The sequence below is a fragment of the Desulfovibrio inopinatus DSM 10711 genome, assembly GCF_000429305.1.
Classification (GTDB): Bacteria; Desulfobacterota; Desulfovibrionia; order Desulfovibrionales; family Desulfovibrionaceae; genus Alteridesulfovibrio; species Alteridesulfovibrio inopinatus.
Window position 1 is genome coordinate 147,576 of the sequence record NZ_AUBP01000010.1, and the last position, 24,872, is coordinate 172,447.

The following is a 24,872-nucleotide window of genomic DNA, read 5'->3' on the forward strand; positions in this document are numbered from 1 at the left end:
GAACTCCACCGAGCAGCCTCGGCTGCTTATTTTACAAGAATATTGTATTTCTTAAGGAATCCGACCGGGTTATACGACATTTTGGCTTTACGCAAGCCTTCGTCGCCGATGTCTTGCTCTCGATTGACGATGTCGTACTGTGATGCGGTGTGTTCAAGAAATTGTTGGTTGATGGCTTGGTATACACCTTTGAAGTTGGTGTGTCCTTTTTCAAAGTGGATGACCACGGTACCTGGTTCGAGTTCTTCGGCGACAGTGTAGGCGATGACTTTCCCATCCACTTTAATTGTTCCACCGAAGAGTTCAGGCTGTCTATCAAACGTTTTTAAAACACGAGATATGGCTTTGTTCTCTGCAATAAGCGTTTTATTACATTCATCTTCACGCCAGAGACACCAGTCTGACTGCATTTCAAGAACTTCCTCAATGCAATCCGGTGATATTACATGGTATTCAAAATCGTAGTGCTTGCTGAATTGTTTAAGGAGATTCTTTTTTTTATGGAATCGATTTCCTTTTAATTCAATGAGCTCTTGAACGGAGTAGAGGTAGTCGAAATGGTCGCGCAACTCTTTGACTTCAATCTTGTCTCCAAGTTGTGCAGAGAGGCTGTTGGCTAGCGTTTCCGGGATACGGATGAATTCCATGCCCGCAGCTATACACGGGCATCCGGTCCAATCGACGGCATCCCAATTGCCGACGGGAGCCCAATAGACAACATGGGGAATCGTTTGGCGAATGAGAACATAATCGGGGGTGAATGCCCATTCGAGACCGTATGATTCGGCCCATCCATAAATATTTCCGAAGCTATAATCCGAGGCTTTTTGTGGCATTTTCGACAATGCGGCCAGGTACTCTTCCCTTCGGGCGAGACTTGGCGCTTCAAACTCCATGTGCATGTGATCGCTCCTTGCTGATGATGGGTTTGGTTTTACGCCCCAGGCTGAATCGTTGCCAGTTTTTGAACGTGAAAACGTACAGAAGGCTAAACGCCTGGACGATTTGCGAGACGAGCATAGATGCCCAAACACCGGCTGCATCGTGTAAGACAAGATGCCCAAGTACATAGGCTGTGGGCAAACGAACCAACCAGATGGCCAATGAAAATGCGACCAGGTTATAGAGCGTTGCCCCGGCCCCATTGAGCGAACCGGCCAGGATCATGGTGCAGACCGTAAACGGAATAGACAAGAGGTTATACTTTAAATAGCTGACAGCCTCGGCGAGTACGCGAGGATCAACGGCAAAGATTGATGCCGCATTTTGAGCAAATGGCCAGATACAGGCTGAGAGGACAGTCAGAAAGCCAACACCTATAGCGGCAATACGAAAACCGAAGCGTTTCGCTTCTTCAGGATTTCCTGCACCCAAATAATGCCCCACAAGGATGGATGCCGTCAAATTGAGTGCAAAGGCAGGGAGAAAAAGCAGTGATTCGATCCGAATACCTGCCGACATGCCAGCCAATGCATCAACACTTCCCTCCGGCAATGATGCCGTGATGGCGAACAGGACAAGGTATCCGGTTTGCCAGGAAACCTGCATTAACCCTGATGGCCAGGCGACTTTGAACAGGTAACCGATGCCGCGTCGCATCCAGCGAACAGGAGGGATTGTTTCTCGCAGGAGGAGACCTTTATACTTGAGAATGCACAAATTGAACATGAGACCTGCAGTTACCGAGCCGAAGGTTGTCCATGCCAATCCTTTATACCCAAGCTCCGGCAATCCCCATAACCCGAATCCCAATCCAAAATCACCAATGGCGTTCAGTATTGTCATGATGCTCATGGAAACGAGCGGGATCTTGACTTCTTTCCGAGCGCGAAACACGGCATTCGTGATGATGAACAGGTATTGGATAGGGAGCAGGAGCAAGAACACGCTGAGAATATACGATGTGATGTCCTCAAGACCGGTCGGGACTTGGAGAAGACCGAGGAAGAGGTCTTTAAAAATTTGGCCGACAATCAGAATAACTCCACCAAGAAGTACCCCGAGAAGAAGGCTCATTCCGATATACCGCTGAGCACGGAGTTCTTTCCCCGCGCCAATAGACTGACTTACTGCAGCCACGGTACCGTTGGAGGTTGCGATGGCAAGGACGAGAAAGAAGAAGAGCGCATGGGAAATCATCCCAAACGCAGCTTGCTCTTCTCGACCGAGGCGAGCGGCAACAAAAACATCGGCTGCTCCGACAAAAAAGTGGAACAGCATCATAAGAATTTGAGGCCAGGCCAAGTGCCAGATAGCACGATATGGTGAGTCAAGGTCAATAGAAGCAGTCATGATTTTTGATTCGTTCTCGTCACGAATAGGCTTGTCGCCGTGACAAAAGATGGTTATGCTAAAGTTAACATAGGTAATGGAGACGCTTCTGAACGAGTATTCTAATGCCGTTACAGAAGAACCTGAAGCCTGTGTCCTATTGTTGCCGTCTCGTCCAGAGTCACGCGCACGAAACGGTGGAGAAGTACGAGGCAGAAAATTTTTGAATGGATTCGGACCAATACAGCCGGTTTCGCTGACCAGAGGTGAGCCAAACGTTGGAGTGATGTTTGGAGCGAAACACGAATGCAACGATGTAAGTCCGAGAGACAAAACCGTCAAGACGGTGTTGACGAAAACGTATTCGGTCCGAATGCGATGACTCGTTAACCCGGAAAAGGATGACACAATGGATGAGCTGTCGACTACGATGCGGTTGCATCTTTGGTTTGAAACAGACGACGGCATGATTTTGGGACTTGGCCGGGCCAGATTATTGGCCTTGGTGGCTGAGACCGGATCTTTGAATAAAGCGGCAAAAGCCATGGGGATGTCCTATCGGGCAGCCTGGGGCCGCATAAAAAAAACTGAAGCAGTCCTGGGAGAACCTCTTTTGGAGAAAGAAGGAGGGCGCAAAGGCTTCACGCTAAACGAGAAAGGGAAGAGACTTGTCCAAACCTTCCAGACGTTGCACGCCGACATTGAGCAATATGCGCTGGAACAGGCTCGGACTCGTCTTCAATGGGACATTCAGCCTTTTAAGGATGCCACATATGACGACCCCGACAATTGAGGCTTGCATTGGACAGTATTCTGCAGATCAATACATTGATCTTATAACTCGATTCCACAGTTATCCAGCGCCAGGACTTATTGTCGGTGGATTTATGGTGGAATTGGCCAAACGCCATATGCCCGAAGGGGTGCTCTACGACGCTGTTGCAGAGACCTCCTCATGCCTGCCCGATGCCATACAGCTTCTCACCCCATGTACGGCAGGCAACAACTGGCTGAAAATTGTCGACTTGGGTCGATATGCCATGACGTTGTTCAATAAGCATACGGGCGAAGGTGTTCGTGTGCATCTCGATCAGGCCAAGCTTGGTGGCTATGACGAGTATAGAGTCTGGTATTTCAAGGAAAAGCACAAGAAAGATCAGAACTCGAGCAAGCTGCGCAGACAAATATTTGAAGCAGGAGAGTCGGTGCTGACCGTAACTCCGGTTCGTGTTCTTGATCGGTATGTTGGCAAGGTCAGTAAAGGGGGTATTGGCGTCTGTCCCATCTGTAACGAAGCCTACCCCGTTCGGCACGGCCCTGTGTGTTTGGGCTGTTCCGGCCAGGCTCCGACGTTTTCTACCGAACCGTCGAAGGCATCATCTCTCGCGGCAAAGATTGTTCCTGTGGAAGAAGCCGTGGGGAAGACCACTGTCCACGACATGACACGTATCGCTCCAGGGACATTCAAGGGAGTTGAGTTCAAGCGAGGTCATACAATTTCTGTTGGTGACGTTTGTCGTCTCCAACATATGGGTCGTATGCATGTGTATGTTGCCGATGAAGAAGCTGCGGCTGGTGATGCCGTCCATGAGGACGAAGCTGCCGGTCGTTTTGCGACTTCCTTGTGTGCCGAGGGTTCGCTCGTTGCTGATGGTCCGGTTCATGAAGGAAAAATTACGTTAGCAGCAGCACATGATGGTTTGCTTTTGGTCAATGACGAGGCTTTGAAAGCATTCAATTTATGTCCTGATGTGGCTCTTTCCGTCAGACGTTCGGCCAGTCTCGTCAAAAAGGGTGATCGTGTCGCCGGAGTTCGAGCTCTTCCGCTTTTTATCGATCGGCCTCGTTTCCTCGCCGCTCATAGTGTCTTAAAACGCGGCACGGTGATTTCGGTGGCTCCACTGCGTCCCGCAAAAGTCGGCATTCTCATTACCGGCACCGAAGTTTTTCAGGGTCTCATTGAGGACCGGTTCGAACCGATTTTGACGAAAAAGGTGCAGGCTCTTGGTAGTCAGGTTATTGCGTCTCGTATTGTCCCTGACGATAAAGACGCGATCAAGGCGGCCCTGGCCGATTTTCTTGGTGCAGGCTGCGATCTTATCATGACGACAGCAGGATTGTCGGTTGACCCCGATGATGTCACCCGGCAGGCGATTATTGAGGCTGGCGCACAGGATATTCGCTTTGGGGTTCCATTGTTGCCTGGGAATATGGCGCTTGTAGCCAAAATCGGAGCGGCCGACTTGCTTGGTGTTCCCGCATGTGCGTTGTTCTACAAAACCACGAGTATTGACCGTCTTCTTCCTCGCATTCTGGCCGGAGTTTCACCAACGCGTCAGGAGTTGGCGTCGTTTGCCAATGGAGGATTCTGTCTCAACTGTGAAACGTGTTCCTTTCCGCACTGCCCCTTTGGTGGGTAGGGCATCGTAAATTTTCGGGGGAGACAATGTTGTCTTCCCCAGAGAAATATATTTCTGATTATTTCACGTCTCTCTGTGGACACCGGACCCACTAAAAATTTGAGCAGTGTCTCATGTGCTGTCGGCCCATTGGCTTTCTCTGTTCAAATTCCCTTCTTTGCCCTCCTCTTGCCAGCCGAAATTGTTGTGGTATGGTGCGTCCGGCCCTGCGGGGTACGCTTGTTTCGGGAAAAAATGGCCGTATGCTTGAATATTTACGTATTCGGAATCTCGCACTGATTGCTGACGCCGAACTGGAGTTCGACGCCGGCCTCAATGTGTTATCCGGGGAGACCGGAGCAGGAAAGAGTTTTTTGCTTAAGGCTATAGGCTTTGCCGTTGGGGAAAAAATGAGTGCCGACATGGTGCGTCCTGACGAGGAAAAGGCGGTTGTTGAGGCGCTTTTTTCCGTCGGAGAAGACGAATATATCATTCGGCGCGAGTTGGCTGCAGGCAGTGGACGAAGTCGGCTTTTCCTCAATGACAGCTTGGTTTCCCTAGATGTTGTCAAACAACTCCGGCCCAATCTTCTGATTCATGCGAGTCAACACGGACAACAAAAACTCCTGCAACCTGCCTACCAGGCTGAGTTGCTTGATGCCTTTCTGGATGATCTCGACCTTCCTGCACAAAAAAATGCTCATCTTGAGACCTTACGTCGCATTGGAGCAACGTTAGCCGATTTGCACAAACAATGTGCCACATTGGAAGACCGAAAGGAGATCCTGGAATTTCAACGCCAGCAGATAGAAAAGGTCAATCCCAAGCCCGGTGAAGAAGATGAACTGCTGGCACGACGCGATGCGCTTCGTAATATGGATCGAGCTCGGGAGTGCTTGGACCGCTTGCTTGGTCGATTGTTGGTGGAAGATGGGTTGATAGATGGGCTTGCCGATTCGGAAAAGGATCTGCATGCCTTGGCCGATACTTGGCCTGAATTGTCTGAAGACGCCACGGCAGTGGAGTCGGCGCGTCATCATTTGAGTGATCTTGCCGCTCGTTTACGTAACCTGACGCCGGATGCTGCTGAAGACAACATTGAAGCCGTCGAGAAACGTCTGTGGGATCTCGCGCAACTCAAGCGCAAACTCAAACGACCACTTGATGAAATTGTGGCGCTCGCCAAAGAAGTTGGCGACAACCTTACCTTTCTCGATGTTTGTGGGTTGGATATTAAGCGGTTGGAACGTGAAGAAAGCCAAGCTGCCGAAACATTAGGCGCGTTACTTCTTTGTCTCAACGCAGCCCGGCGCAGTGCGTCGGAACGGTTGGCGCAAACATTGTCTCAGGATCTGGTTGAACTCGGATTCTCTGATGGTCTTGCTATCGATTTCGAGTTTACTCCCAAAGTGCTGTATACGCCGGCCCACGGTGAACCGCTGATTGAAGATCGAGCGAGATTGCTTTTTGCCCCAAACCCAGGACAGCCGGCCATGCCTTTGGATAAGATTGCTTCGGGGGGGGAATTATCGCGATTTCTCTTGGCCGTTATTGGGCGTATGGCCGAACATGAGCAGCCGGCACTGATTTTTGACGAAGTTGATGCTGGCATTGGCGGGATTACGCTTGGCAAAGTCGGGCGTCAGATTCAGCGCTTGGCCGATCGGCAACAAGTTATACTCATCTCCCATTGGCCGCAGTTGGCTGCTTTGGGGAATCGCCATTTTCTTGTTGAGAAAAGCGTGGCGGACGGTCGCACGACAACATCCTGCCGCCTTTTAAACGGGAAATCCGTCACTTTAGAGCTCGCTCGTATGGCTGGAGGGGGGGACCAAGGACAAGCCCTGGCTGCCAAGCTTAAGACGAAATAATATCGCGAACAGAAGTGTTGTTTTGATTTTTTTCTCTCCACAGTGAATTGAATTTTTCGACTGCTGGTCTCTTGTTTCATTCTATCAAATCAAAAAGGAAAGAAGGAGGACAACCTCCTTCTTTCCACATATTCTCATGCGAACAATTGGTTGTTTCGCAGATGATTCTACGACGAAAACATCCCTAAATACATCCACCAGAGATAGTCCAAAGGCCACAAGACAAGAAGCGTGATTGCGGCCATGAGGAGGCATGTCCGGGTGACGTCTCGTGTTGAGGTATATCCGGACTGGATTGCTACAATAAGTGGTGGAGCCTGGTAAGGGAGGATCACCGTTGAAAATGCAACAACTTGGGTCATGGCGATGGTGAGGGGAGACCAATCTGTGGCATGCACCAGAGAAGGGACAAGAGGCGTCATGATAGGTGGAATACCGGGCATAGTGACGACGAATCCCATGAGCGAAGACAGACCGGCCAAGATACCGAAATTTATTTCAGGAGTCTGGGGATCAAGGGGAAGAAGGTGTACGACATGGTGAGCAACCCAAGCTCCGAGTCCGCTTTGATCTGCAAGAACTCCCATGCTGACAATGGCCGCAACATACAAAATCGGTTCAACTTTCAACGCCGTAGATGGATTTTTTCCCAACAATCCGCTTCCCGGATACAAGCACCAGACAGCAATTGGCATACCGACCCAAGCTGCTGATATACCATGCCATGCGTCCGTGGCCCATAACGTGACGGCGATACCCAAAACAATAGATAAGTGTATCTCTTGTGGAGTTATGTGTTGGGAAAATGTTGGTGTTGTATATGTTGTGGGTGATGGTTCGTCGTGAAATAAGCGTATGAGGAGAAGTGCCAGTATGGTCAATTTCAATAAACCAAGGACGGGAAAGTGTAACAGCAGATATGTCCCGAATGTTGGTGTGAGACCGAGAACGGTTTCCAGCGTCCCGACGAAGACATTGTTGGGAATATTGGATGGGAGAATGGTAAATGTCGGTAAAAATGTCCCAAACACACCGGCGAGAATAATGCCTCGGTGCCCCTTGCTGTTTTCGGCATACCCCAAATGGTCGGCCAACGCACGCAAGATAGGCAATAACAAAAGGACACGTCCCATTGAGGAGGGCATGGCAAACGCCAGTGCTATACTGAAGGAGGCAACCAGTAGAATGGCACGGGCAAAAGAGCGGCCTATGCGTGGAGCAAGACCGGATGCCAATCGATCGCCGAGCCCGGTATACTGTATGGACGCGCCAATGACCAAACCAGATAAAATGAGCCACGTTGCGGATGAGGTAAATCCGGCAAAAATATCAGCAGCCGGAGCGACGTGCGCAACCATGCAAAGAGAAAAGAAAACGAGTCCGGTCAGCCACCCCGGTATCCAGCTTGTTGCCCATAAGACGATGGATAAGACAATGATGATAGCCGGATTGAGCAGTGTATCGTTCTTCGACCCGTGGGCGAGCAAAAACGTAGTCGTAAGAAGAATAGCGACAAGTGCAGCTCTATGTTGTGGCGTCATAGACATGATTGCTGTTGAGGAAGAGGCGGACGGTGTCGATGAGGGCACGGATTTACTCCTTTGATGAACTGGCGGTGATATTGTCCGTGAGATCAAGAAAACGTGTCAGGAGACGTACACGGTACGTGATATCCTCTCGCCAAAAGTTGAGTTGCTCCCAGCCAGCTTCTGTGATGTGATATATTTTTTTTGCTGGGCCTCTGCTTTCGGTGTCCCAGGTTCCTTTTATTTCGCCATCCTTTTCAAGCTCTGCCAGTGTTCGATAAACGGCCCCGGAATCTACAGCGTTGACCGGTAAAAGCTCTTGCATACGCACCAGGAGAGCGGCTCCATGTCCTGGGCCGTGCGCTACTGCGAGCAGTAAGAAAGCGGGAAGATGACGATATCCTTTTCTTTTCTTAGGTGACATAGTGTTTCCTTGTGGACTGTTTTAAACATCTTACTGTATTTTACAGTAAGATGTAAATAGCAGTATTTGGGAAGAGCGTTTTCGCTCGTCGCTGAATATTTCATAGAATTTGTCAATGGTTTGTATGAAATACGTAGTGAAACGTATGGTGATGAAGAAAATGCAGTAAATGCAGTAGAATACTCAGAATGTGAAATTTTAAATATTTGATGTTGAGATATTAATCCATAATATAAAGGATGTTACGAGATAACTCTTGAAAGAGTTATGGGATATGCTGTGTGCTGAAAATGTGTAGTAGGTTTAAAGTATATAGAGTTGATGGTATGTGAACATTTTTTGCAAAGTAACTATTGAATAGTGACGTGAGATGGTATGGAGTAAATATGCCGGTATTTCATATCATGGAGGCTATTCGTTATGGAGGGCAAGGTCATGAAATCAAGGAAAATGTTGCTATTTTTGATTTTTGTGTTGATGGCGATAACTGCCAAAGCGAATTTTGTCTTTTCAGCGACGTTTACAGTAGAAGACATCGACCAATTTCAACCCGCATTGAATTCGGCGTCCAATAATGGAGCAGATGACACGATTGAGGTTTCTACCGGGGTGTATTCCCTTGCTGCTGGACTTTCCTACGTCTCCACTGAAAATCAATCTTTGACGATTCGTGGAGCAGGCATGGATACAACGATCCTCGATGGTGGTGGAACTTTTCAGGTGCTTACACTCATGACGAGTCAGGATAACGCCTCCATCCGGCTTGAGAATTTGACAATCCGCAATGGGCAGACTGCCGGAAATGGCGGAGCGCTTCTGGTAGCAACCAATGCCGCAGATATTACTGTTGTGAGCTGCCGCATTATGAATAGTACGGCAACCGGTGGAGAAAGTGTTGGAGGAGGAGCCAATCTTAACAGCGAAAGCGGTACCGTTACGGTGCAGTCATCTTTCGTGAGCGGTAATACCTCTCGTGGCAATGTGGGAGGATTATTCGTCGGAACAACGAGTGGAGAGGGAGCGCTTGTAAACTCCACTTTTTCGGGAAACAGTGTCACAAATACTGGTTCGAGCGATGCCTTCGGTGATGCTGGTGGGGCAATGTTTTATTCTCAGGCAACCAGCAGCGCGACAATTAGCGGCAATACGTTTTCTGGCAACATGGCATCCGGTGGAGATAACCCCGATGGTGGCGGACTCATGACATATCAGCTCGGGGGAGATTCGGAACTGAATCTGGATTCGAATAGTTTTTCAGACAATACCGCCGGGCTCGGTGGTGGCGGCGTAATCGTGCGGTGCAACGTCTCGTGCAGAGCTTCCGTAACGCGCAACAGTTTTTTGAGGAATACGGCGACGATCGGAAGTGGAGGTGGGGCGCATCTCTATATAAATGATGGAACGCTCGCCTACTCAACGAATGTGCATACGGGCAACAGAGCAGGGGAAGACGGAGCAGGCGCATGGATAGATATGATTGCCGGAACGGCAACGCTTTCCGACAATGTGTTTACTGAAAACAATGCCGATAACAACGGTGGTGGATTGAGTGCTGTCGCTGATGATGCGAGCATTACAGTGAAGAAAAGTATTTTCGACAGCAACACAAGCGGCAATGTTGGAGCGGGATTATCGTTTGCCACCGTCAATGGGACCGGGATCATTCAAAGCAATACCCTGTACGGAAACATCGCCTCCGGTGAAGCTGGCGGGATTTATGTCTATATCGACGCAGGGACCGGGCAAGCGACATTGACCAGCAATATTCTGTGGAATGATGCCCCAGATGAGTTCGCGTATTCTTCCGGTGGGGGGGGCGTTTCTGTTGTTCTGCAATACTCGGATATCATGAACGGCACAGGAGAGGCATGGTTCGGAACGGGCTGCATTGCTGCCGATCCGTTATTTGTTGATGCTGCAGGCGGAAATTTCAATTTGACTTGGGCGCATGAACCCACGAATGATGCAACAAAGTCACCGTGTATCGACACCGGAGATCCGACTTTACCAGTTGATGCAGACGGAACTCGGGCAGATATGGGGGCATTAGCATTTGTCCAGCAGAAGGCCGGGGTGATACCGGCCATTGCTCTTCTGCTGTTGTTATAAATTACAACGAATCGGGCTGCCAGCCTGCATGTTGGAGAATCGCTCCGACAAGGTAGAGTGAACCGCAAACAAGGACGAGTGATTGCGTCGTGTCTTGTGCAGCTTGGAGGGCACTCACCGGATCGGGGTAGGCTTGTGCGCGTGGTCCGATGAAATGCGCAAGTTCTTCTGGGTCATAGGAGCGTTCATTGCCGGGTAGACCTGGAACGAAAATGGGGCCGTCACTGAGTTTGCGGACGAACTCGGCACATGCGGTGATATCTTTGTCTTTCAGGGCGGTATAAATGATTGCTTCGGGCCGTAATCCGCGATTTTGAAGCTCTTGGTGGAGTACCTGCAATGCAGGTGGATTGTGGGCTCCATCCAAGAGCAATTGCGGATTAGTACCAAGGAATTGCATACGTCCGGGAAGGAATGCATGAGAAAGAGCCCGACGGACGGCATCGGGTTGAGGTGTAACCCCAATACTCTCGCAAGATAAAAAGAAGGTTGCCAGAGCCAGGCCGGCGTTACCGGTCTGGAATGCACCGGGCAAACGATATGGTGTCGTCGTGAGAATTTCATTCACGGGAAAGCCTTGGGCTTCCCACTGGTCGAGAATCGTTTGTGCAAAAACAATGTCGGCATCATTGCCATAGGCTGTCTGGCTCAGAGTAACAGAAACAGAATTTTCCTGCATACCGGTAACAAGCGTCATACCGGCAGATATGGCACCAGCTTTATCCGAAGCAATGGCCTCAAGGGTATCTCCGAGGACCGCGGTGTGATCCAGACCTATGGGGGTGACAGCAAGAATATGGCGAGGCAGGGCGGTCGTTGCGTCGTGCGTTCCACCAAGCCCGGCTTCATAAATCTGGACACTGACGTTGCTCTTTCGAAAAAGCCAGGCTGCCATAACCGTCAGAAGTTCAAAGTATGTTAACCGGTCGGCTTCTCGGGATGACGAAGCCGCCAATACGGCATTGACAGCGTCGATCCAAACATTTTTATCCAGAACCTTGCCGTTTATGGCGATGCGTTCGCGAACATCGACAAAATGCGGGGAGGTGTACAATCCCGTTGTTTGACCATGTTCGAAAAATAATCGTTCCAGAAACGTCACCGTAGAACCTTTCCCATTGGTCCCGACAACCTGAACAGTTAAAGGAGCATTCTCGTGCAAACCGAGTTGCGATAATGCCGACGCAATACGCTCAAGACCTAAATCCATATGGAATAACCCAAGGCGGTCAAGGTACTCCGTAAAATCGGAGAAATGAACAAACGGAATAGCAGGGGGAATTTGCATAGCAGACACATGTCCTCCAAAACGGAAATGCGCCGTTTGTGTCGGCTTGAAGACGATCTGTCAAGTTTGAAACCATTTTTTCTCCAAACGTCCAAGACAAATCTTGACGCCAAGCCCCATCTTCTTATATGTAAACCAACTTCGCGCGCCAGTAGCTCAGTCGGATAGAGCATCGGCCTTCTAAGCCGACGGTCGTGGGTTCGAATCCTCCCTGGCGCGCCAGATATTTCAAAAGCCACTTTCGAAAGAAGGTGGCTTTTTTGCGTTCTGGCTTCTTCTCCCACGGCCTTTTCCAACCTTTTTGCGTCGTCTCTAATAGCGCCATGGCTTCCTCCTGGCGGGTGGACCGGGCTGTGTTTCCGGTCCTTCACACCAGAAATCAATCATTTGGGGCGGGGGGACGATTGGAACTGCCAGGTTTTGTTTTATGGCAACATTATCGGGATAATGATTTTTTCCGCTTGGGCCGGGCATCCCTTTGAGTCTGTAGGGGTTCCTGTGGGCGTGTCGGCGCATTGGTCCCATGCGTCGGGGACGCCATCATTGTCGGTGTCGTCGCAGTCACAAGTGGTGGTTGGTGTTGGGGGCGGTTCGGGGGCGTTGGTGATGAAGTCGTCGGGGTAGGTGTACGAAAAAGGCTCCCCATCTCCTACAAAAACAACGGTGAACTTTGAACTTGATCTTATTAGTTCACTCCAAATAAGGACCGTTTCTTGATTGCTAACCTCAAATAGGAGAGAGACAATATTCATATTTTCATCATAGAGTTGGATTGAAGAATCATATTCACTGCCAGCCGAAACGGTCCAAGAAAGATACGGGCATATTTCTTCTGTTTCTGTTTTTTGTACGCAGGTTGGATTCACATGCAGGTAGAAGTTGCCTTCTTCGTCCTTCCATAATTTGACGTACATTTCTTCTGTGCCAAATGGTGTGTTGTAATAAAATGTTTGGACCGCCTTCGCGTTCTCCGGCGGCTCAGGAAACGCCGCCCAGGCTCTCCCCGCCGCCAAGATATAACACATAACCACTGCCAGAACGCTTATCCTCTTCATGAATCCCTCCGGTTTTTATTCTGCTTGTCGCACAGAATGTATGCCGAAGAAATCAGGAAAATCTTGAGTTTTGATAATCCGGCTAGGCTTCGTTCTGTTTCTGGCTTTCGACAAAGGCTTTCAAAACAGCGTTGATGGCGGTCTGATAGCCTTTCTTTTTCTTTGTCCGAAACCACTGTAAAACGTCATGGTCGAGCCGGATTGTGACGCGCTCCCAATCGATTTGAGATGGGAGGTCGCGCAGTTCCTCTTCGGTATAGCGAACAATGGTTTGTCCGTTTTCTTTATATTTTGTCGGCATATTGGCATCCTGATATCATCGTGCGGGTTGGGACGTTACGCGAAGCTTGAGCGCCTTTGCGACTTTTACAATTGTCGAGAGGGTTGGGTTGGCTTCTCCGGACGGCTCTTTTTTGAGTCCTGCAGATTACCTGGGAGCCGGAAAAACTGCGCCATAGCATCGAATTCACGCGCTTGTCGCAGGAGGTAACGTCTTGGATGAAGCACGCTTTAATCGAGGTCGACAGTGGTGACGGTATGGGCTGACGTGCGAGCGTTAAACAGAGGCCTGCTGTTGTGGGGAAAAGACGGTCACGGTCCAGTTCTGTGGATGCGTTATGACCTTACGTTTTCTACCGCCAGCAAATTTTTTGTTGCTGGATTATTCTATTTTTCTGCGAGCATTGCCCTCGTTGATTTTTCTCCTGAAGAACAGACTCGAAATCCTTTCAACAAATAACCTCTCCTCGGCGAAGGCGTGTGCGGAGCTGCATTGCGGCATCGTCGAGTTTTTTGAGTTCGACGAGCTTTTTTTTCTCTTCACTGGTTGTGAGGATGACCTTATCGATTCCTCCGTTTCGAATGATAATTCTCTGGTCTGTACTGAGAGCAAGAAAAGGGTCGTGGGTCGCGATGAGAACGATTTTATTGTTATCAACAAAAAGATCGAGCGCTTTGCTTTTATCCACTCCGGCATTTTCTATTTCATCAATGAGAATAATGGGGGCCTGACTGAGCAGTGCGGTATCGGCAATCATGAGCGCTCGGCTTTGCCCGCCTGAGAGCTGTGTGATCGGAGTTGTTTTACTAAAAGGCTCTCCTGCTAATTCATTGGCCTTTTCAAAGATGGTTTCAACCAGCTCTCCAATATTCTCGACCAGTCTGCTTTCGGCATGCATGATGAGGAAATCTTGGACGGAGAGGTCCATAACAAAATTCATGTTTTGTGAGAGCTGTGCAATGAGCCGGCCTTCATTGGAGAAACGTGTGTCATAGGACGGTACTCGCTCATCGACCAGAATTTTTCTTTTTGTCGGGGTGTCTGCTTGAGCCAGGCATTCGATATCTTCCAAAAGTCTGCTTTTCCCTGAACCTGTTGGCCCGACAATGGCAGTAAGCTTTCCCTGGTTGAGTACCACTTCATGGGATTCAGGCTCACCCATTTTATTCAAACCGGGTAAAATTCGAATAGACTGGATTTGGTTGCCGACTGTTTCTTCAAGAGATTTCATTTCCTGAATAAAAAGAAAAAAATCTTCTGAGAAACGGGAGGGGCTCGAACCTATTTCAGAAAAAAATTCTTCACCTAAGGAAACACAGAGTGCATCAAGGGAACTTTCTTGCCATTTCGAACAATCAATTTCGTGGGAAGTAAAAAAATCCTCAGCCCAGGGAAACCGTTCAAGAAGTTCTTTTATCGTCAGTCCAGAAAATCTGTTCATTGTTATCCATTAAATTCCATGAGTCTTGAAATGCCGATTTGTTTATCCTCACCGATTGCTCTCTCGCCAAGGCAGTATGAACATAGTGCGCCGGGCATGGTGAAACGGAGACTCGCTCCTTTAAGAGAATCGATTGCCCCTGTCTCAGAAAAAGCTTCTTTGAGATAAAAGCTCCCTTGTCCTGTGACACCATTGAACTGAATAAGCCGTGCTCGCGGATTGACCTGACGGATTCTGAACGCAAAAACTTCGCGCTCTGCTTGGGAAACAATATCACCCTTGGTAATTACGACAATATCGGCCGACTTGAGCATGGGCCCAATCTTTTTGGGAGTATTGACGCCGCTCAAATTATCGACAACGCAAACCGCAAGAATGTTTTTGATATGGGGAGAGCAGCGGTTGCAGAGCCCTGCGCTTTCCGTGATGAGATAATCGAATTGTTCATTCTGAGCCCATGTGACAGCAGCCTCGATATTACTCACATAAAAGTGGTCAGGACAGAGATTGCCGGAAAGTCCGACTTTAACAGGAATCCCCTTTGTGTGGTAAACAAGCTGGTCTTGTGCAGAGAGACAATCAAACTTTACAACTCCACATTTCAAATCATTTCGTTGAAGCTCCTCTATGGTTTTTACAATGACACTGGTCTTCCCCGATGAAGGAGGCCCAGAGACCGTTATAAATCTCATACAAATCCCCCGGTTTTATGGAACTCTTTCATGAATATTTCTTCTATGCGCTTTTTCAGCTCACCAATGTCGTTCTGCTTCAAGAACTCCCAGCCAATCCAATACAGTTTTTCAATATGGGACGTCGTGTTGCGTACATCCGGATGTACCGAGGGGAAATATGCATCTGCGCACAACTGACCGAATTCGACGCTGCACAGGAAGTCTGTAATGTCCCGAACTCTCTCTTGAGCGCTTTTTTTGACGAGCATCTGCACAGGGCTGACAATTGCTCCTTCTTTGGGAATACGGATAGAGATACGGCCTTTATCTTTGATCTTTCGAGCAAAAAAGTATGGCATTATATAGAGTGGAGCAACATCACGCTTGCCACTGTCGATCATCTTGACCATCTCTGAGGGGTGGACACCTGTTCGTACCGAGCAAGCAAGATCTACAATACCCTCCATTCCAAAGAGAGCATAAAATGGAAGTAAAACACCATTGCAGAAGAATTCAGCCTGTCCCCGCATGACGACACTGTTTTGAAACTCAGGTTTTAAAATGTCTTTCCATGACTCAATACCAGGTTTTCCCTCAAGCAACTCATCAATGGAAACCAGAACCAGAAGGTTTGCCGAAAGCATGGTGAATTGATGTTCGGGATCCTCGTAACTGATTTTTTCAAAATCATCGTGAAGTGTGTCGGGATACAGGCTTACAAATCCTTTTTTTTCAAGAAAGCCTTGCTGAAAAGGTTTGTGATAAAAGCTGTTAATATCAGAGCTGATGATGACATCTGGAAGCTCATCAAACGACTCGATGGAGTCGATGTATTGATAGTATGAAAGCTCGTGATTTACATTGCCTTCAAGCAAGTACTTTAATGAATCGCTATGATTTTCATTATATTCTGAAGCAAAAACATCGAATGCTCTCGAAAAAGGCATTTTTAAACCACACGGCAACAGTGCGAGCAATGTTAAATTTTTCTGATACTCCGGATTTTCTGACAACGTAAAGTCACTACCCGTTTCATGCTTTTCTATGGTTTGGTTGAGGAGATCTATGAACACCTTTTTATTGATCTTCATCATCGACAAAGGGGTTTTCAACTTTAAAAGTGGTCCCAATTTTTCAAGGATTTCGGGTCGTTCAAATTTGCCGAGACCATGTTCTTTGAATAAATTGATAAGATAAGGATATGTCGTCAAGATTTCATAAACACTCATGTTCTCGTGTATTTTCGTGGATACATTGTCCATATCTTACTCCTGGAATTCGATTCAAATGGTTTAGCGTCTAGGGGGCACAGTGGTGCAAAGCTCGGCACTGTCTACACAATCATCAATATGAAAGCGCACGGTTTTGGGATCGTAGACTTGGTCTACGTGGCAGTCAAAATATTCTGAAGGAAAATCTTGTCGCGTTTTGAACAAAGCGATCTTCATAACTCTCGTCATCAAAGGACCAGAATCAGAAACTGAATGGTATAAGCATGTTGGTCCAACAATTTCAGAATTCCAGGGCGTACACTTGTTGCGCAAAGTCTCGTTTCAGAGATGCTTTTTGGTATATATATCCGCATGTATTAATATTCAACCGTGTTGCCACCCATCTCTTCCGAAGTTCCAGGATGCTGGGAGATTGAGAGGGCTTGAGTCTCAATCTGCGCAGAAATATCACCTCTTCAATTCCATTTTGTGCTTTCTGAGAATACGTTCAGTTGTTGTTTCGGCATCGCATTCCATCTCGTGTTATGCAATTGATTTTTCTATCGTTGTCGTCTTCGATATCTATCTGAGATTGTTCCCATTTTTCTCCTTTGCATTTATCTTTCATAAAAAAGAGATCTGAGAATTGGGGAAGCCTGTACATCGGGAGAGTGTTTTGGAGGGATGTATCATGTTTTATTGTTATTTCGTGTTTGCATGATAAATAATTGTTTTTTTATTGTGTCTGTATTTTTAAAGATTAATTTAGTTATTTCTTTATGTTACGCCTGGTTGATTTGTGATGTTCTAGAGGTATTCTGATTTTGTGGGTATTTCAAAGGCATATTGTGCTTGACTCATAGAAAGAAAAACATAAAAAGACCTATTAAAAATAGGTTGTATGGAGATTGAGTGCGTCTGCACTATGTTTTTTTGTGCGGTTAAAAAAGAGCATCGTAAGGAAGGTCGAAAAAGTGGACATATGGACAGGTACTTTCCTGTTTGGGGTTCGAAGTTGTTTAGATTCTTTTGAACGCAGCACTTCATGTGATGTTTATTGATAATCCGCACTGATTTGGCATTGATTACTCATTAAAATCAAAAAAAATAATTATATATTGCAATTCTACTGTTGAATATTGTTTTTTTGATGAAAATATTTTTTATAATAGTTTTATTATGATGGTATAATTGCGTTGTGCATGGTTGAAATGCTGATTTATTGTTATAGTAGTAAAATTGTTGTGAGAATTATTTAAAAAATGCAATATGTGTATGCGTTTTGTATTGTATTTCTATGGAAATTGCGGGCAATACTTGAGTAGAGTGGCAATTCCAAAAAGGAGGTATAGCTTCTTATAAGCAAGTGAGAAGACCTAATAACGCAACAATTCGTCAATGAGGGACATTGATTCGCCAAAAGAGGCGCTGATCTATTTGTCTGTTTGCTAGATAAGCGATCTTATTCATCACTGTGGCAAATCGTTATCAATGATGTTTTGCAATCGTATAGCAAGGAGTGCAACATGAGCGGTAATGAGTACATCGAAATATTGGGAGATAGCATTAGCAAGGGTGAGATTCCTCCGTATTTATATTGTTATCCTCCCAGGTCTTCTTATCGAGAGTTGAAATCACCTTTGACCTGGGACGAAATATGGGAGGAGGATAAAAAGAATTCTTTGACCGATGAACTGAATCTCTACATTCATGTGCCGTTTTGTCGGTATAAATGTGGATACTGCAACCTTTACACCGTGGTCTCTCGTGATCAAGATTTGTACGACGCATATATCGATGCTGTGGTGAAGCAACTCTTTCGATACGAGAAAGTGCTCCAGAGCAGGACGCTGCGTACGGTGTATTTTGGAGGTGGAACGCCAACGTTATTGTCCAGGCAAAACTTTCTTTCTCTTTTTACAGCCTTATCGACAATATATCCCAATTGGAGAAATAGTTCGTATGAGGTTTGCCTTGAAGCAACACCAGATTCTATTGCTGACGATCCGGACTTTTTAAATTTTCTTATCGACAACGGTGTGACCAGGGTCAATATGGGGGTGCAGTCGCTTGATTCCTCGGAATTGAAACAAGCTGGCCGTGGGAATGCCAATGTAGAAACTATTGTAAAGGCCTTTGAGATTGTCAATAAAAGTCCATTACCCAATCTCTCCGTTGATCTCATTAATGGATTTGCAGGGCAAACGGATGAATTATGGAAATCTAGCGTTGATGCATTGATTTCCTTTGCCCCCCAGACCATCAGTACCTATTTTTTAACCGTTCGCCCCGATGCACTGTTTGCTCAAACCGGCGCATATTCGTATCACAGAGACCCAGCGCTTTATAATCGTTATGACTATGCACGAAAAACAATTCTCAGTGCAGGATATATTCCAGAGACGAATATTCGTTATAAACAACAGGGGCGTGGTGGGTATATTCAGAAATGCCTCCAGTTTCACGGTGTTCCATATTTGGGCATTGGTGCAGGAGCAAGGACCTACACCAACACTGTCGATTATTTACTGAATACAGACACCCAGCCATCGTTGGATAAAGTCAAAAAATATATTTCTGATATTGACAACGGCATTGAGACAGTCTCCGTTGGATTTGAATATAACGATGAGGAACGGATTCGTAAGCGACTTGTTTTAGATTTGTTTGATTTAGATTTACAGCAGCTTGAACCATACAATTGGGAGTCCCACAAGGACCTCTTTACACCGATTCTTGATGCGGCAGAACATCATGGTCTCTTGCAACGCGTGGGTGCTACCCGTTTGCAACTTACTCCTAAAGGATACAAATATAGAGATAACCTCTCCTGGCTGTTTTGTTCTCCCAAAGTGGTTGATGCAGATCATGAATTTTATCAAGGCCTTCACGCATCGTGTGTTGAGAAATCAAAGGCAAAAGATAATTAGTCTGCCTTAACGTGTTGGGCGATACGGTTGAAGACGTGGCCAACGTGAGAGTAGATACTTTGTCCAGCAGGGATGGTGACTATGTGGCATGGTTATAATGCCTACAAACGAAGGACACGTGTATGAAGAGAGAACTCAGAGCGGCCTTTTTCGATATGGGGGAAACGTTGTATACATACAAAGCGATTCCACTCAATTGGAAAGACCACTACCCGGAAGCCTGGACGAGAGCACTCGCGCAGATTGGGGTAGAGCCGTCAATGGATCGGTTGGATTTACTCGAAGAGTATATGGAGCAGTTTAATACACGAAAGGTTGCCCGCGAAGTTGAATATGATGCCGAACACATATTCACTGGAGCCATTGATGTTATTGGAGTCGATATCACATTGCATCAGAGGGCATCCCGTGCTTTTTTCGATTATTTCAGGCAGACCCTTACACCTTATAGAGAAACCGTCCAGGTTCTCAATAACTTTCGAGAAAACGGGGTGTATATTGGAGCCTTGACCGATGTTGCTTATGGTATGCCGGAGCATTTCATTGCGGACGACCTGGAACAAGTCGATCTTCTTGAACTGATGGATAGCTGGAAAACCTCTGTTCAAGTCGGCGTGAGGAAGCCCAATCCAAAGGGATTGCTGATGTTATGTCTTGAGGCTGATTGTGAACCGGCAGAAGCAGTCTATGTCGGCAATGAACCCAAAGATATTGAATGCGCCAATGCTGCAGGACTTATCTCCGTCCTCATTCATCGTTCTGATAGCAGCGTGCCGGAGTGGGGACAAGATTATACTATTACATCATTGAGCGAGTGCGAAGACATCTTCGAAGGAACGCTTTGTGGATAAGAGCATACCTGTCATTATTGACACGGACCCAGGAATTGATGATGCGGTGGCTTTGGCTGCCGCATTCCTGTTAGATGAAATAGATATTAAATTGATTTCTACTGTAGCGGGCAATGTATCCGTGGACAAGACGACAAAGAATGCATTGAATCTTGTTGAGTATTATGGACAGGATATACCCGTTTCCCAAGGGGCCTCAGGGCCCCTTCTCAAGCCCTTCGAAGATGCCAGCTCGATCCACGGCAGCTCGGGCATAGGCGGTTTGGATATTCCAACATCAAGCCGGCAGCCATTAGCAAAGCATTCAGTAGAGGCAATTTACGACGTTGTTGTAAATAGCCCAACTCCGGTAATTCTCGTGACGTTAGGGCCGTTGACCAATATTGCCCTTCTTTTGGTTATGTATCCCGAATGCAAAAAAAACATCAAAAAAATTATATTTATGGGGGGGAGTTGCAAACGTGGCAACAAGACTCCGCATGCTGAATTTAATTTTTATGTCGATCCACATGCGGCCAAAAAAGTCCTTCATTGTGGTCTTCCTCTTGTTATGTGTGGTCTTGATGTTACACGAAATGCAATCGTGACACGAGATACTCTTGCTATGCTTGGTTCGGACAATAAAAATAGCCAGATGATGTGTGAAATGTTTCAGCAATACACATGTAAATATACTGATGGATGGTTGATGCATGACTTGACTACGATTTGTTTTTTACTCCAGCCAGATATGTTCACGACTATAGATGCATTCGTTACCGTGGAAACGGAATCTCAGTATCTGGAAGGCGCTACAGTTGTCGATTTGGATGGAAAGTTTAATCAACAACCCAATGTTGAAGTTTGTATCGGTTTGGATACGCCACGTTTTGAGAACTGGTTCATCGATCTTTTTTCCCGTCCTCTTCAAGGCTGAATAGAAACGAGGTCATAGAGCTGTTCAAGAAACAGCCATCATGCATGGGTGCGTCTTGGTTGGATGACCTGGAGGGAGAGTCAAAATGGAATTGCTTTATAAATTGTTTGAAAAGGTGAGAAATTGGGGAAAGTGGGGCGATTCTGATGAATTGGGAACGCTGAATTATATTCAAAAGAGTGATGTTCTCAACGCTTCACGATTAGTGTTGACAGGTGATATTTTTCCTTTGGCCATTGAACTGGCTTCAAATGGACCGCAAAAAGGGAATTATGGAAGAATAAATCCGCAACTGTATATGCTCAACACCGGCCGAGATTCAACGTCATATTTTCCTCACGGATTCGGCTATGCTGATGATTTGATAACCATGCCTTTGCAAGCAGGAACACACTGGGATGCCCTTGGACATATTTTTGATAGAGGGAAAATGTGGAATGGGTATGGGGCAAAGGAGATATCATCAAACGGTGCGCAAAAGAATAGTATTTCCGCAATACACGGAAAGGTCGCTGGTCGGGGGGTGCTCCTGGACATTGCACGTTTTAAAGAATGCGAGGCTCTTGAGATTGGTTACGCCATAACCATTGAAGATATTGAAGCGTGTATCGAATTTCAGGGAGAAACATCACATGTTGGGAGGGGAGATATCGTCTTGATAAGGACTGGTACTCTTGAGCAAGCTCGCGATAATAATTGGTCTGGATTTGTAGAAGATGATGCGCCCGGGTTATCGCTTTGGATGTGTGAGTGGCTGCATAATCGAAACGTTGCAGCTATTGCTATTGATACGTGGGGATTGGAAGTCAAACCTCATGAAATTGAGGGAGCTTTTCAACCTCTTCACCAAGCCTTAATCCCCAACATGGGTATGCTCGTTGGGGAGATTTTTGACCTCAGTGAGCTTGCTGCAAATTGTCATCGTGATAAACGCTATGAATTCTTTTTTGTTGCTCCGCCACTGCCTATTCGAGGAGCAGTGGGTTCACCCATCAATCCGTATGCGATCAAATAATATACATACAGGCCTCTTGCTTGAGCGCAAAGCGTTGAACATGCAGCAAGACAGAACGGTAAGACTGATGCTTTTCTTATGATGGTTTCTTCTGGTTGGCAGAGGCATGTTTATCAAGTTCTGTTTGTACTTTGTGAAGTCAATTCTGTGGATTCGTTTCGGCATTTCCACGATGTGACATTATTAAAAACACATCAGGGCATTATTCCTCTTGAGGGAATGCCTGAGAGATTACATCTCGTTTAAACGGAAGGTATCATGATGAAGCGGGTATGTGTATCGCAGCGTCTTTCACGGAGGTCTGCTCTCGATTGCACGGCTTCTCCTCTTGTCGGTTGCGTCACTGGCGCCTCCGGGCGGGATGATTTATCCTATAATGACATGGCATTCAGCGGAATTTTGAAAGCGCAGCAGGAATACAATTTCAGGCTTCTTGTCCTTGAGCCTAATAGCTCCGGAGAGAGCACGGAAGAAGACTTCCTTAACATCGTCGAGCAATCCGATATTATTATTCTCCTCGGTGCCCAGCACGCTGGGCTTGCTGAAGAAACGGCTCATACCCATCCGGATAAAAAATTTGTTTTTTTTGAAGTCCCTGTTGAAGACGTTTCCAATATTTCGGTCGTCATGTTTCAGCAGCACGAAGGCTCCTTCTTAGCTGGAGCGCTGGCTGGCTATGTGACAAAGACCGACATTGTGGGGTTTATCGGCGGAACGACCATTTCTCCAGTCCCTGCTTTTGAGCAGGGATATTGCGAAGGTGCTCTATATACGAATCCGAATGTGAAGACGCGTGTTGAATATCTTTCGCTTGCGAGGGATTTTTCCGGCTTTGCTGAGCCTCAAAAAGGGTATGAGCTGGCGATGACGTTGTATGGCCAAGGCGCTGATATAATCTTTGCGGTTGCGGGATTGACCGGTAATGGCGTTATCGAAGCCGCTCGCCAATCGGGACATCATGCCATTGGTGTGGACTCTGACCAGGATTCCTTGGCCAAGGGAGTCGTGTTAACCAGCATGATCAAACGATTGGATGTTGCCTCGTACAATGCACTCAAAGCAATATTGAAAGGGGATTTTGCACCGGGCGTAACATACTACGGCCTTAAAAATGGCGGTGTGAGCCTCAGCGAGATGAAATATACACGCGATACCATTTCTATTGAAGTCTTGAAAAAGATTGAGGAGATCAAAGAAAAGATCATCAATGGAGAAATCATCGTGACGGATATGTTGTCCTAGATTCCTGTCGTGTCTGTCAACGAGATAGAGTATGTTGATTTTCTAGGCCGATGAGTGTGGATCTGAATACTCAATGACGATTCAATACGTTATAATGACCGCTCTGGAAGTATTTATCTGGAGGCTTTGTTTGGATTCATTGCAAAGGTTGCTCAATGCCTGCTTTAGACAAGCTGGAGATGATAGTATTGAACACACCTTCGATTTTTGGCGAAGCAAGAGAAGCAAAGCCTACCACAACGGAAATCGCTAAAGCGGTGAGTAGCGTGTACTCAACCGTTGTGGCTCCATTTTCTTCCAAGAAAAATGCCTTGATATTTGTAATCATAATGGGTCTTGTGTTTTATTGAGGTGTTTTTCGATGAGTTTATCTATGATTAGCATGTTGGTGTTTGTTTGGGTATCAGGAAAAAGCTGAATTTTGAATAAAATTTGATAAAGTTCTGATCTTGGGGAGCTTTGGGTCGGGGCGTTTGAAATGAACCAGATAGGAGACATTTTAAACGCCACTGAATAATTTGCGAATTCTTCGAGGGGATGGGTCACGGTGATTTTGCATCGAGTGGGCTGTGAGAAATTACGGATGACAGCACGACAAAAAGAGCTCGAAAAAGAGAACCGGTAGTGGATAAATTTCAGGTTTTTCCTGATTTATATTTGCTTTGAATATGGATAAATGCATGCTGATCGAATAATTGGATATTTCAAGGGGTGTTTATATGTTCGACGGGTAAAAAATATAGGTATTTGTTGTTAGTGATGTTAGATGTCTTGCAGGGTCTTATTTTCTGTATGGTGTTTGTATAATATAGGAACCGCTTGTGTAAAAACGTGCGATTTGTATCTTGTCTTTATTGATAATCCAATAATAATGCTGGAGTGAAGAATGTTCTCTTGTATAAAAAGTAGGGTTCAAAGAGTATTCTGTTCTGTCAAAGATCGTCATGAGACCAAGTGTGTTATGATTGAACTTCCCCGTGATCCACGTATACGAAGACGCTATATTGCCTGCCCATGTGGGCGTTCAAGTTCTTTAGAGAGATTACATGAAGATTGCCTTGATGAGTCGGAGATGATTTTGCAGTCCGTCGGATTATGTTTTGCAGAGAAGAGTGATGATGAAGCTTTCCTCGTTAAGTGGGTGGACAAATAAGGAACCACATAAACTTTGTTGCTGCTTTAGCTATTGATGGTGTGCCTATATGTTTGGGAGATGCTGCCATTTTAGGGTGGAATTTTATATTTATAAATATTCTGTTAAGCAGCATCAATGTTGAGTATACAGTATATCCACGTATATGTGGATTTACCGTGATGACTTGGCTGGTTTTCACTTTCTTTTCAGATATCTTTCTCAATAAGCCAAATT

The 24,872-nt window shown here is 46.4% G+C and carries 20 protein-coding genes and 1 tRNA gene; 10 read left to right on the plus strand and 11 right to left on the minus strand.

What is annotated here, in order from left to right:
• Nucleotides 1-26 precede the first annotated feature (26 nt).
• Nucleotides 27-902, minus strand: a complete 876-nt coding sequence (locus tag G451_RS0109340; RefSeq protein WP_027184055.1) for a DUF2156 domain-containing protein — start codon at nucleotides 900-902, stop codon at nucleotides 27-29.
• Nucleotides 886-2,292 carry an MATE family efflux transporter gene (locus tag G451_RS0109345; RefSeq protein WP_027184056.1) on the minus strand — a complete coding sequence of 469 codons (1,407 nt, stop codon included), beginning with the start codon at nucleotides 2,290-2,292 and terminating at the stop codon, nucleotides 886-888. Before G451_RS0109345 ends, G451_RS0109340 begins: the two co-directional genes overlap by 17 nt.
• 388 nt (nucleotides 2,293-2,680) lie before the next feature.
• Here G451_RS0109345 and G451_RS0109350 point away from each other — a divergent pair, with 388 nt between their 5' ends.
• From G451_RS0109350 to G451_RS0109360, 3 genes are all read left to right on the plus strand, one after another.
• The gene (locus G451_RS0109350) at nucleotides 2,681-3,064 is read left to right on the plus strand and encodes a winged helix-turn-helix domain-containing protein (protein WP_027184057.1); all 384 of its coding nucleotides are present in this window, start codon (nucleotides 2,681-2,683) and stop codon (nucleotides 3,062-3,064) included.
• Nucleotides 3,045-4,691 (plus strand): FmdE family protein, encoded by a 1,647-nt coding sequence (locus G451_RS0109355; protein ID WP_027184058.1) that lies wholly within the window; start codon nucleotides 3,045-3,047, stop codon nucleotides 4,689-4,691. The genes G451_RS0109350 and G451_RS0109355 overlap by 20 nt, the downstream gene beginning before the upstream one ends.
• Nucleotides 4,692-4,933: 242 nt before the next feature.
• Nucleotides 4,934-6,541 carry a DNA repair protein RecN gene (locus G451_RS0109360; protein WP_027184059.1) on the plus strand — a complete coding sequence of 536 codons (1,608 nt, stop codon included), beginning with the start codon at nucleotides 4,934-4,936 and terminating at the stop codon, nucleotides 6,539-6,541.
• Nucleotides 6,542-6,708: 167 nt separating this feature from the next.
• Here G451_RS0109360 and G451_RS0109365 read toward each other — a convergent pair whose 3' ends face one another.
• Together G451_RS0109365 and G451_RS0109370 are read right to left on the minus strand one after the other, a co-directional pair.
• Nucleotides 6,709-8,130 carry an SLC13 family permease gene (locus G451_RS0109365; RefSeq protein ID WP_027184060.1) on the minus strand — a complete coding sequence of 474 codons (1,422 nt, stop codon included), beginning with the start codon at nucleotides 8,128-8,130 and terminating at the stop codon, nucleotides 6,709-6,711.
• A 4-nt stretch (nucleotides 8,131-8,134) separates the two neighbouring features.
• A complete protein-coding gene (locus G451_RS0109370; protein WP_027184061.1) occupies nucleotides 8,135-8,491 on the minus strand; it encodes a helix-turn-helix transcriptional regulator in 357 nt (118 codons plus the stop codon).
• Between the two features lie 435 nt (nucleotides 8,492-8,926).
• Between G451_RS0109370 and G451_RS0109375 the strand changes: the two genes are divergently transcribed.
• A complete protein-coding gene (locus G451_RS0109375) occupies nucleotides 8,927-10,600 on the plus strand; it encodes a right-handed parallel beta-helix repeat-containing protein (protein WP_156921569.1) in 1,674 nt (557 codons plus the stop codon).
• A gap of 1 nt (nucleotide 10,601) precedes the next feature.
• On the opposite strand, the gene G451_RS28505 is transcribed toward G451_RS0109375, so the two are convergent.
• Nucleotides 10,602-11,888, minus strand: a complete 1,287-nt coding sequence (locus G451_RS28505) for a bifunctional folylpolyglutamate synthase/dihydrofolate synthase (RefSeq protein ID WP_051261324.1) — start codon at nucleotides 11,886-11,888, stop codon at nucleotides 10,602-10,604.
• Between the two features lie 145 nt (nucleotides 11,889-12,033).
• Between G451_RS28505 and G451_RS0109390 the strand changes: the two genes are divergently transcribed.
• Nucleotides 12,034-12,110, plus strand: a tRNA-Arg gene (locus G451_RS0109390).
• A gap of 203 nt (nucleotides 12,111-12,313) precedes the next feature.
• Here G451_RS0109390 and G451_RS0109395 read toward each other — a convergent pair.
• The 5 genes from G451_RS0109395 to G451_RS0109420 all read right to left on the minus strand — a co-directional run bounded on the left by G451_RS0109395 (nucleotide 12,314) and on the right by G451_RS0109420 (nucleotide 16,600).
• Nucleotides 12,314-12,943: a hypothetical protein gene (locus tag G451_RS0109395; RefSeq protein ID WP_027184063.1), complete on the minus strand. Its 630-nt coding sequence runs from the start codon at nucleotides 12,941-12,943 to the stop codon at nucleotides 12,314-12,316.
• An 82-nt stretch (nucleotides 12,944-13,025) separates the two neighbouring features.
• Nucleotides 13,026-13,244, minus strand: a complete 219-nt coding sequence (locus G451_RS28510) for a BrnA antitoxin family protein (RefSeq protein WP_034641490.1) — start codon at nucleotides 13,242-13,244, stop codon at nucleotides 13,026-13,028.
• A 427-nt stretch (nucleotides 13,245-13,671) separates the two neighbouring features.
• On the minus strand, nucleotides 13,672-14,664 hold the full coding sequence (locus G451_RS0109410; protein WP_027184065.1) for an ATP-binding cassette domain-containing protein: 993 nt from the start codon (nucleotides 14,662-14,664) through the stop codon (nucleotides 13,672-13,674).
• A 2-nt stretch (nucleotides 14,665-14,666) separates the two neighbouring features.
• Nucleotides 14,667-15,356, minus strand: coding sequence for a GTP-binding protein (locus G451_RS0109415; protein WP_027184066.1), 690 nt, complete (start codon nucleotides 15,354-15,356; stop codon nucleotides 14,667-14,669).
• Nucleotides 15,353-16,600, minus strand: coding sequence for an ABC transporter substrate-binding protein (locus tag G451_RS0109420; RefSeq protein ID WP_027184067.1), 1,248 nt, complete (start codon nucleotides 16,598-16,600; stop codon nucleotides 15,353-15,355). Before G451_RS0109420 ends, G451_RS0109415 begins: the two co-directional genes overlap by 4 nt.
• 1,475 nt (nucleotides 16,601-18,075) lie before the next feature.
• On the opposite strand from G451_RS0109420, the gene G451_RS28515 reads away from it, so the two are divergent.
• The 5 genes from G451_RS28515 (at nucleotide 18,076) to G451_RS28520 (ending at nucleotide 23,503) form a co-directional block, all read left to right on the plus strand.
• On the plus strand, nucleotides 18,076-19,479 hold the full coding sequence (locus G451_RS28515; RefSeq protein ID WP_034641537.1) for a coproporphyrinogen-III oxidase family protein: 1,404 nt from the start codon (nucleotides 18,076-18,078) through the stop codon (nucleotides 19,477-19,479).
• A 122-nt stretch (nucleotides 19,480-19,601) separates the two neighbouring features.
• Nucleotides 19,602-20,330 carry an HAD family hydrolase gene (locus tag G451_RS0109435; RefSeq protein ID WP_027184069.1) on the plus strand — a complete coding sequence of 243 codons (729 nt, stop codon included), beginning with the start codon at nucleotides 19,602-19,604 and terminating at the stop codon, nucleotides 20,328-20,330.
• A complete protein-coding gene (rihC, locus tag G451_RS0109440) occupies nucleotides 20,323-21,246 on the plus strand; it encodes a ribonucleoside hydrolase RihC (RefSeq protein ID WP_027184070.1) in 924 nt (307 codons plus the stop codon). Before G451_RS0109435 ends, rihC begins: the two co-directional genes overlap by 8 nt.
• Before the next feature lie 85 nt (nucleotides 21,247-21,331).
• Entirely contained in the window at nucleotides 21,332-22,261 is a 930-nt protein-coding gene (locus G451_RS0109445; RefSeq protein ID WP_034641494.1) for a cyclase family protein, read from the plus strand.
• A gap of 258 nt (nucleotides 22,262-22,519) precedes the next feature.
• Complete coding sequence (locus tag G451_RS28520; RefSeq protein ID WP_051261325.1) at nucleotides 22,520-23,503, plus strand: BMP family lipoprotein; 984 nt, start codon at nucleotides 22,520-22,522, stop codon at nucleotides 23,501-23,503.
• Between the two features lie 136 nt (nucleotides 23,504-23,639).
• On the opposite strand, the gene G451_RS0109455 is transcribed toward G451_RS28520, so the two are convergent.
• Nucleotides 23,640-23,831 carry a Flp family type IVb pilin gene (locus G451_RS0109455; RefSeq protein ID WP_027184072.1) on the minus strand — a complete coding sequence of 64 codons (192 nt, stop codon included), beginning with the start codon at nucleotides 23,829-23,831 and terminating at the stop codon, nucleotides 23,640-23,642.
• Between the last annotated feature and the right edge of the window lie 1,041 nt (nucleotides 23,832-24,872).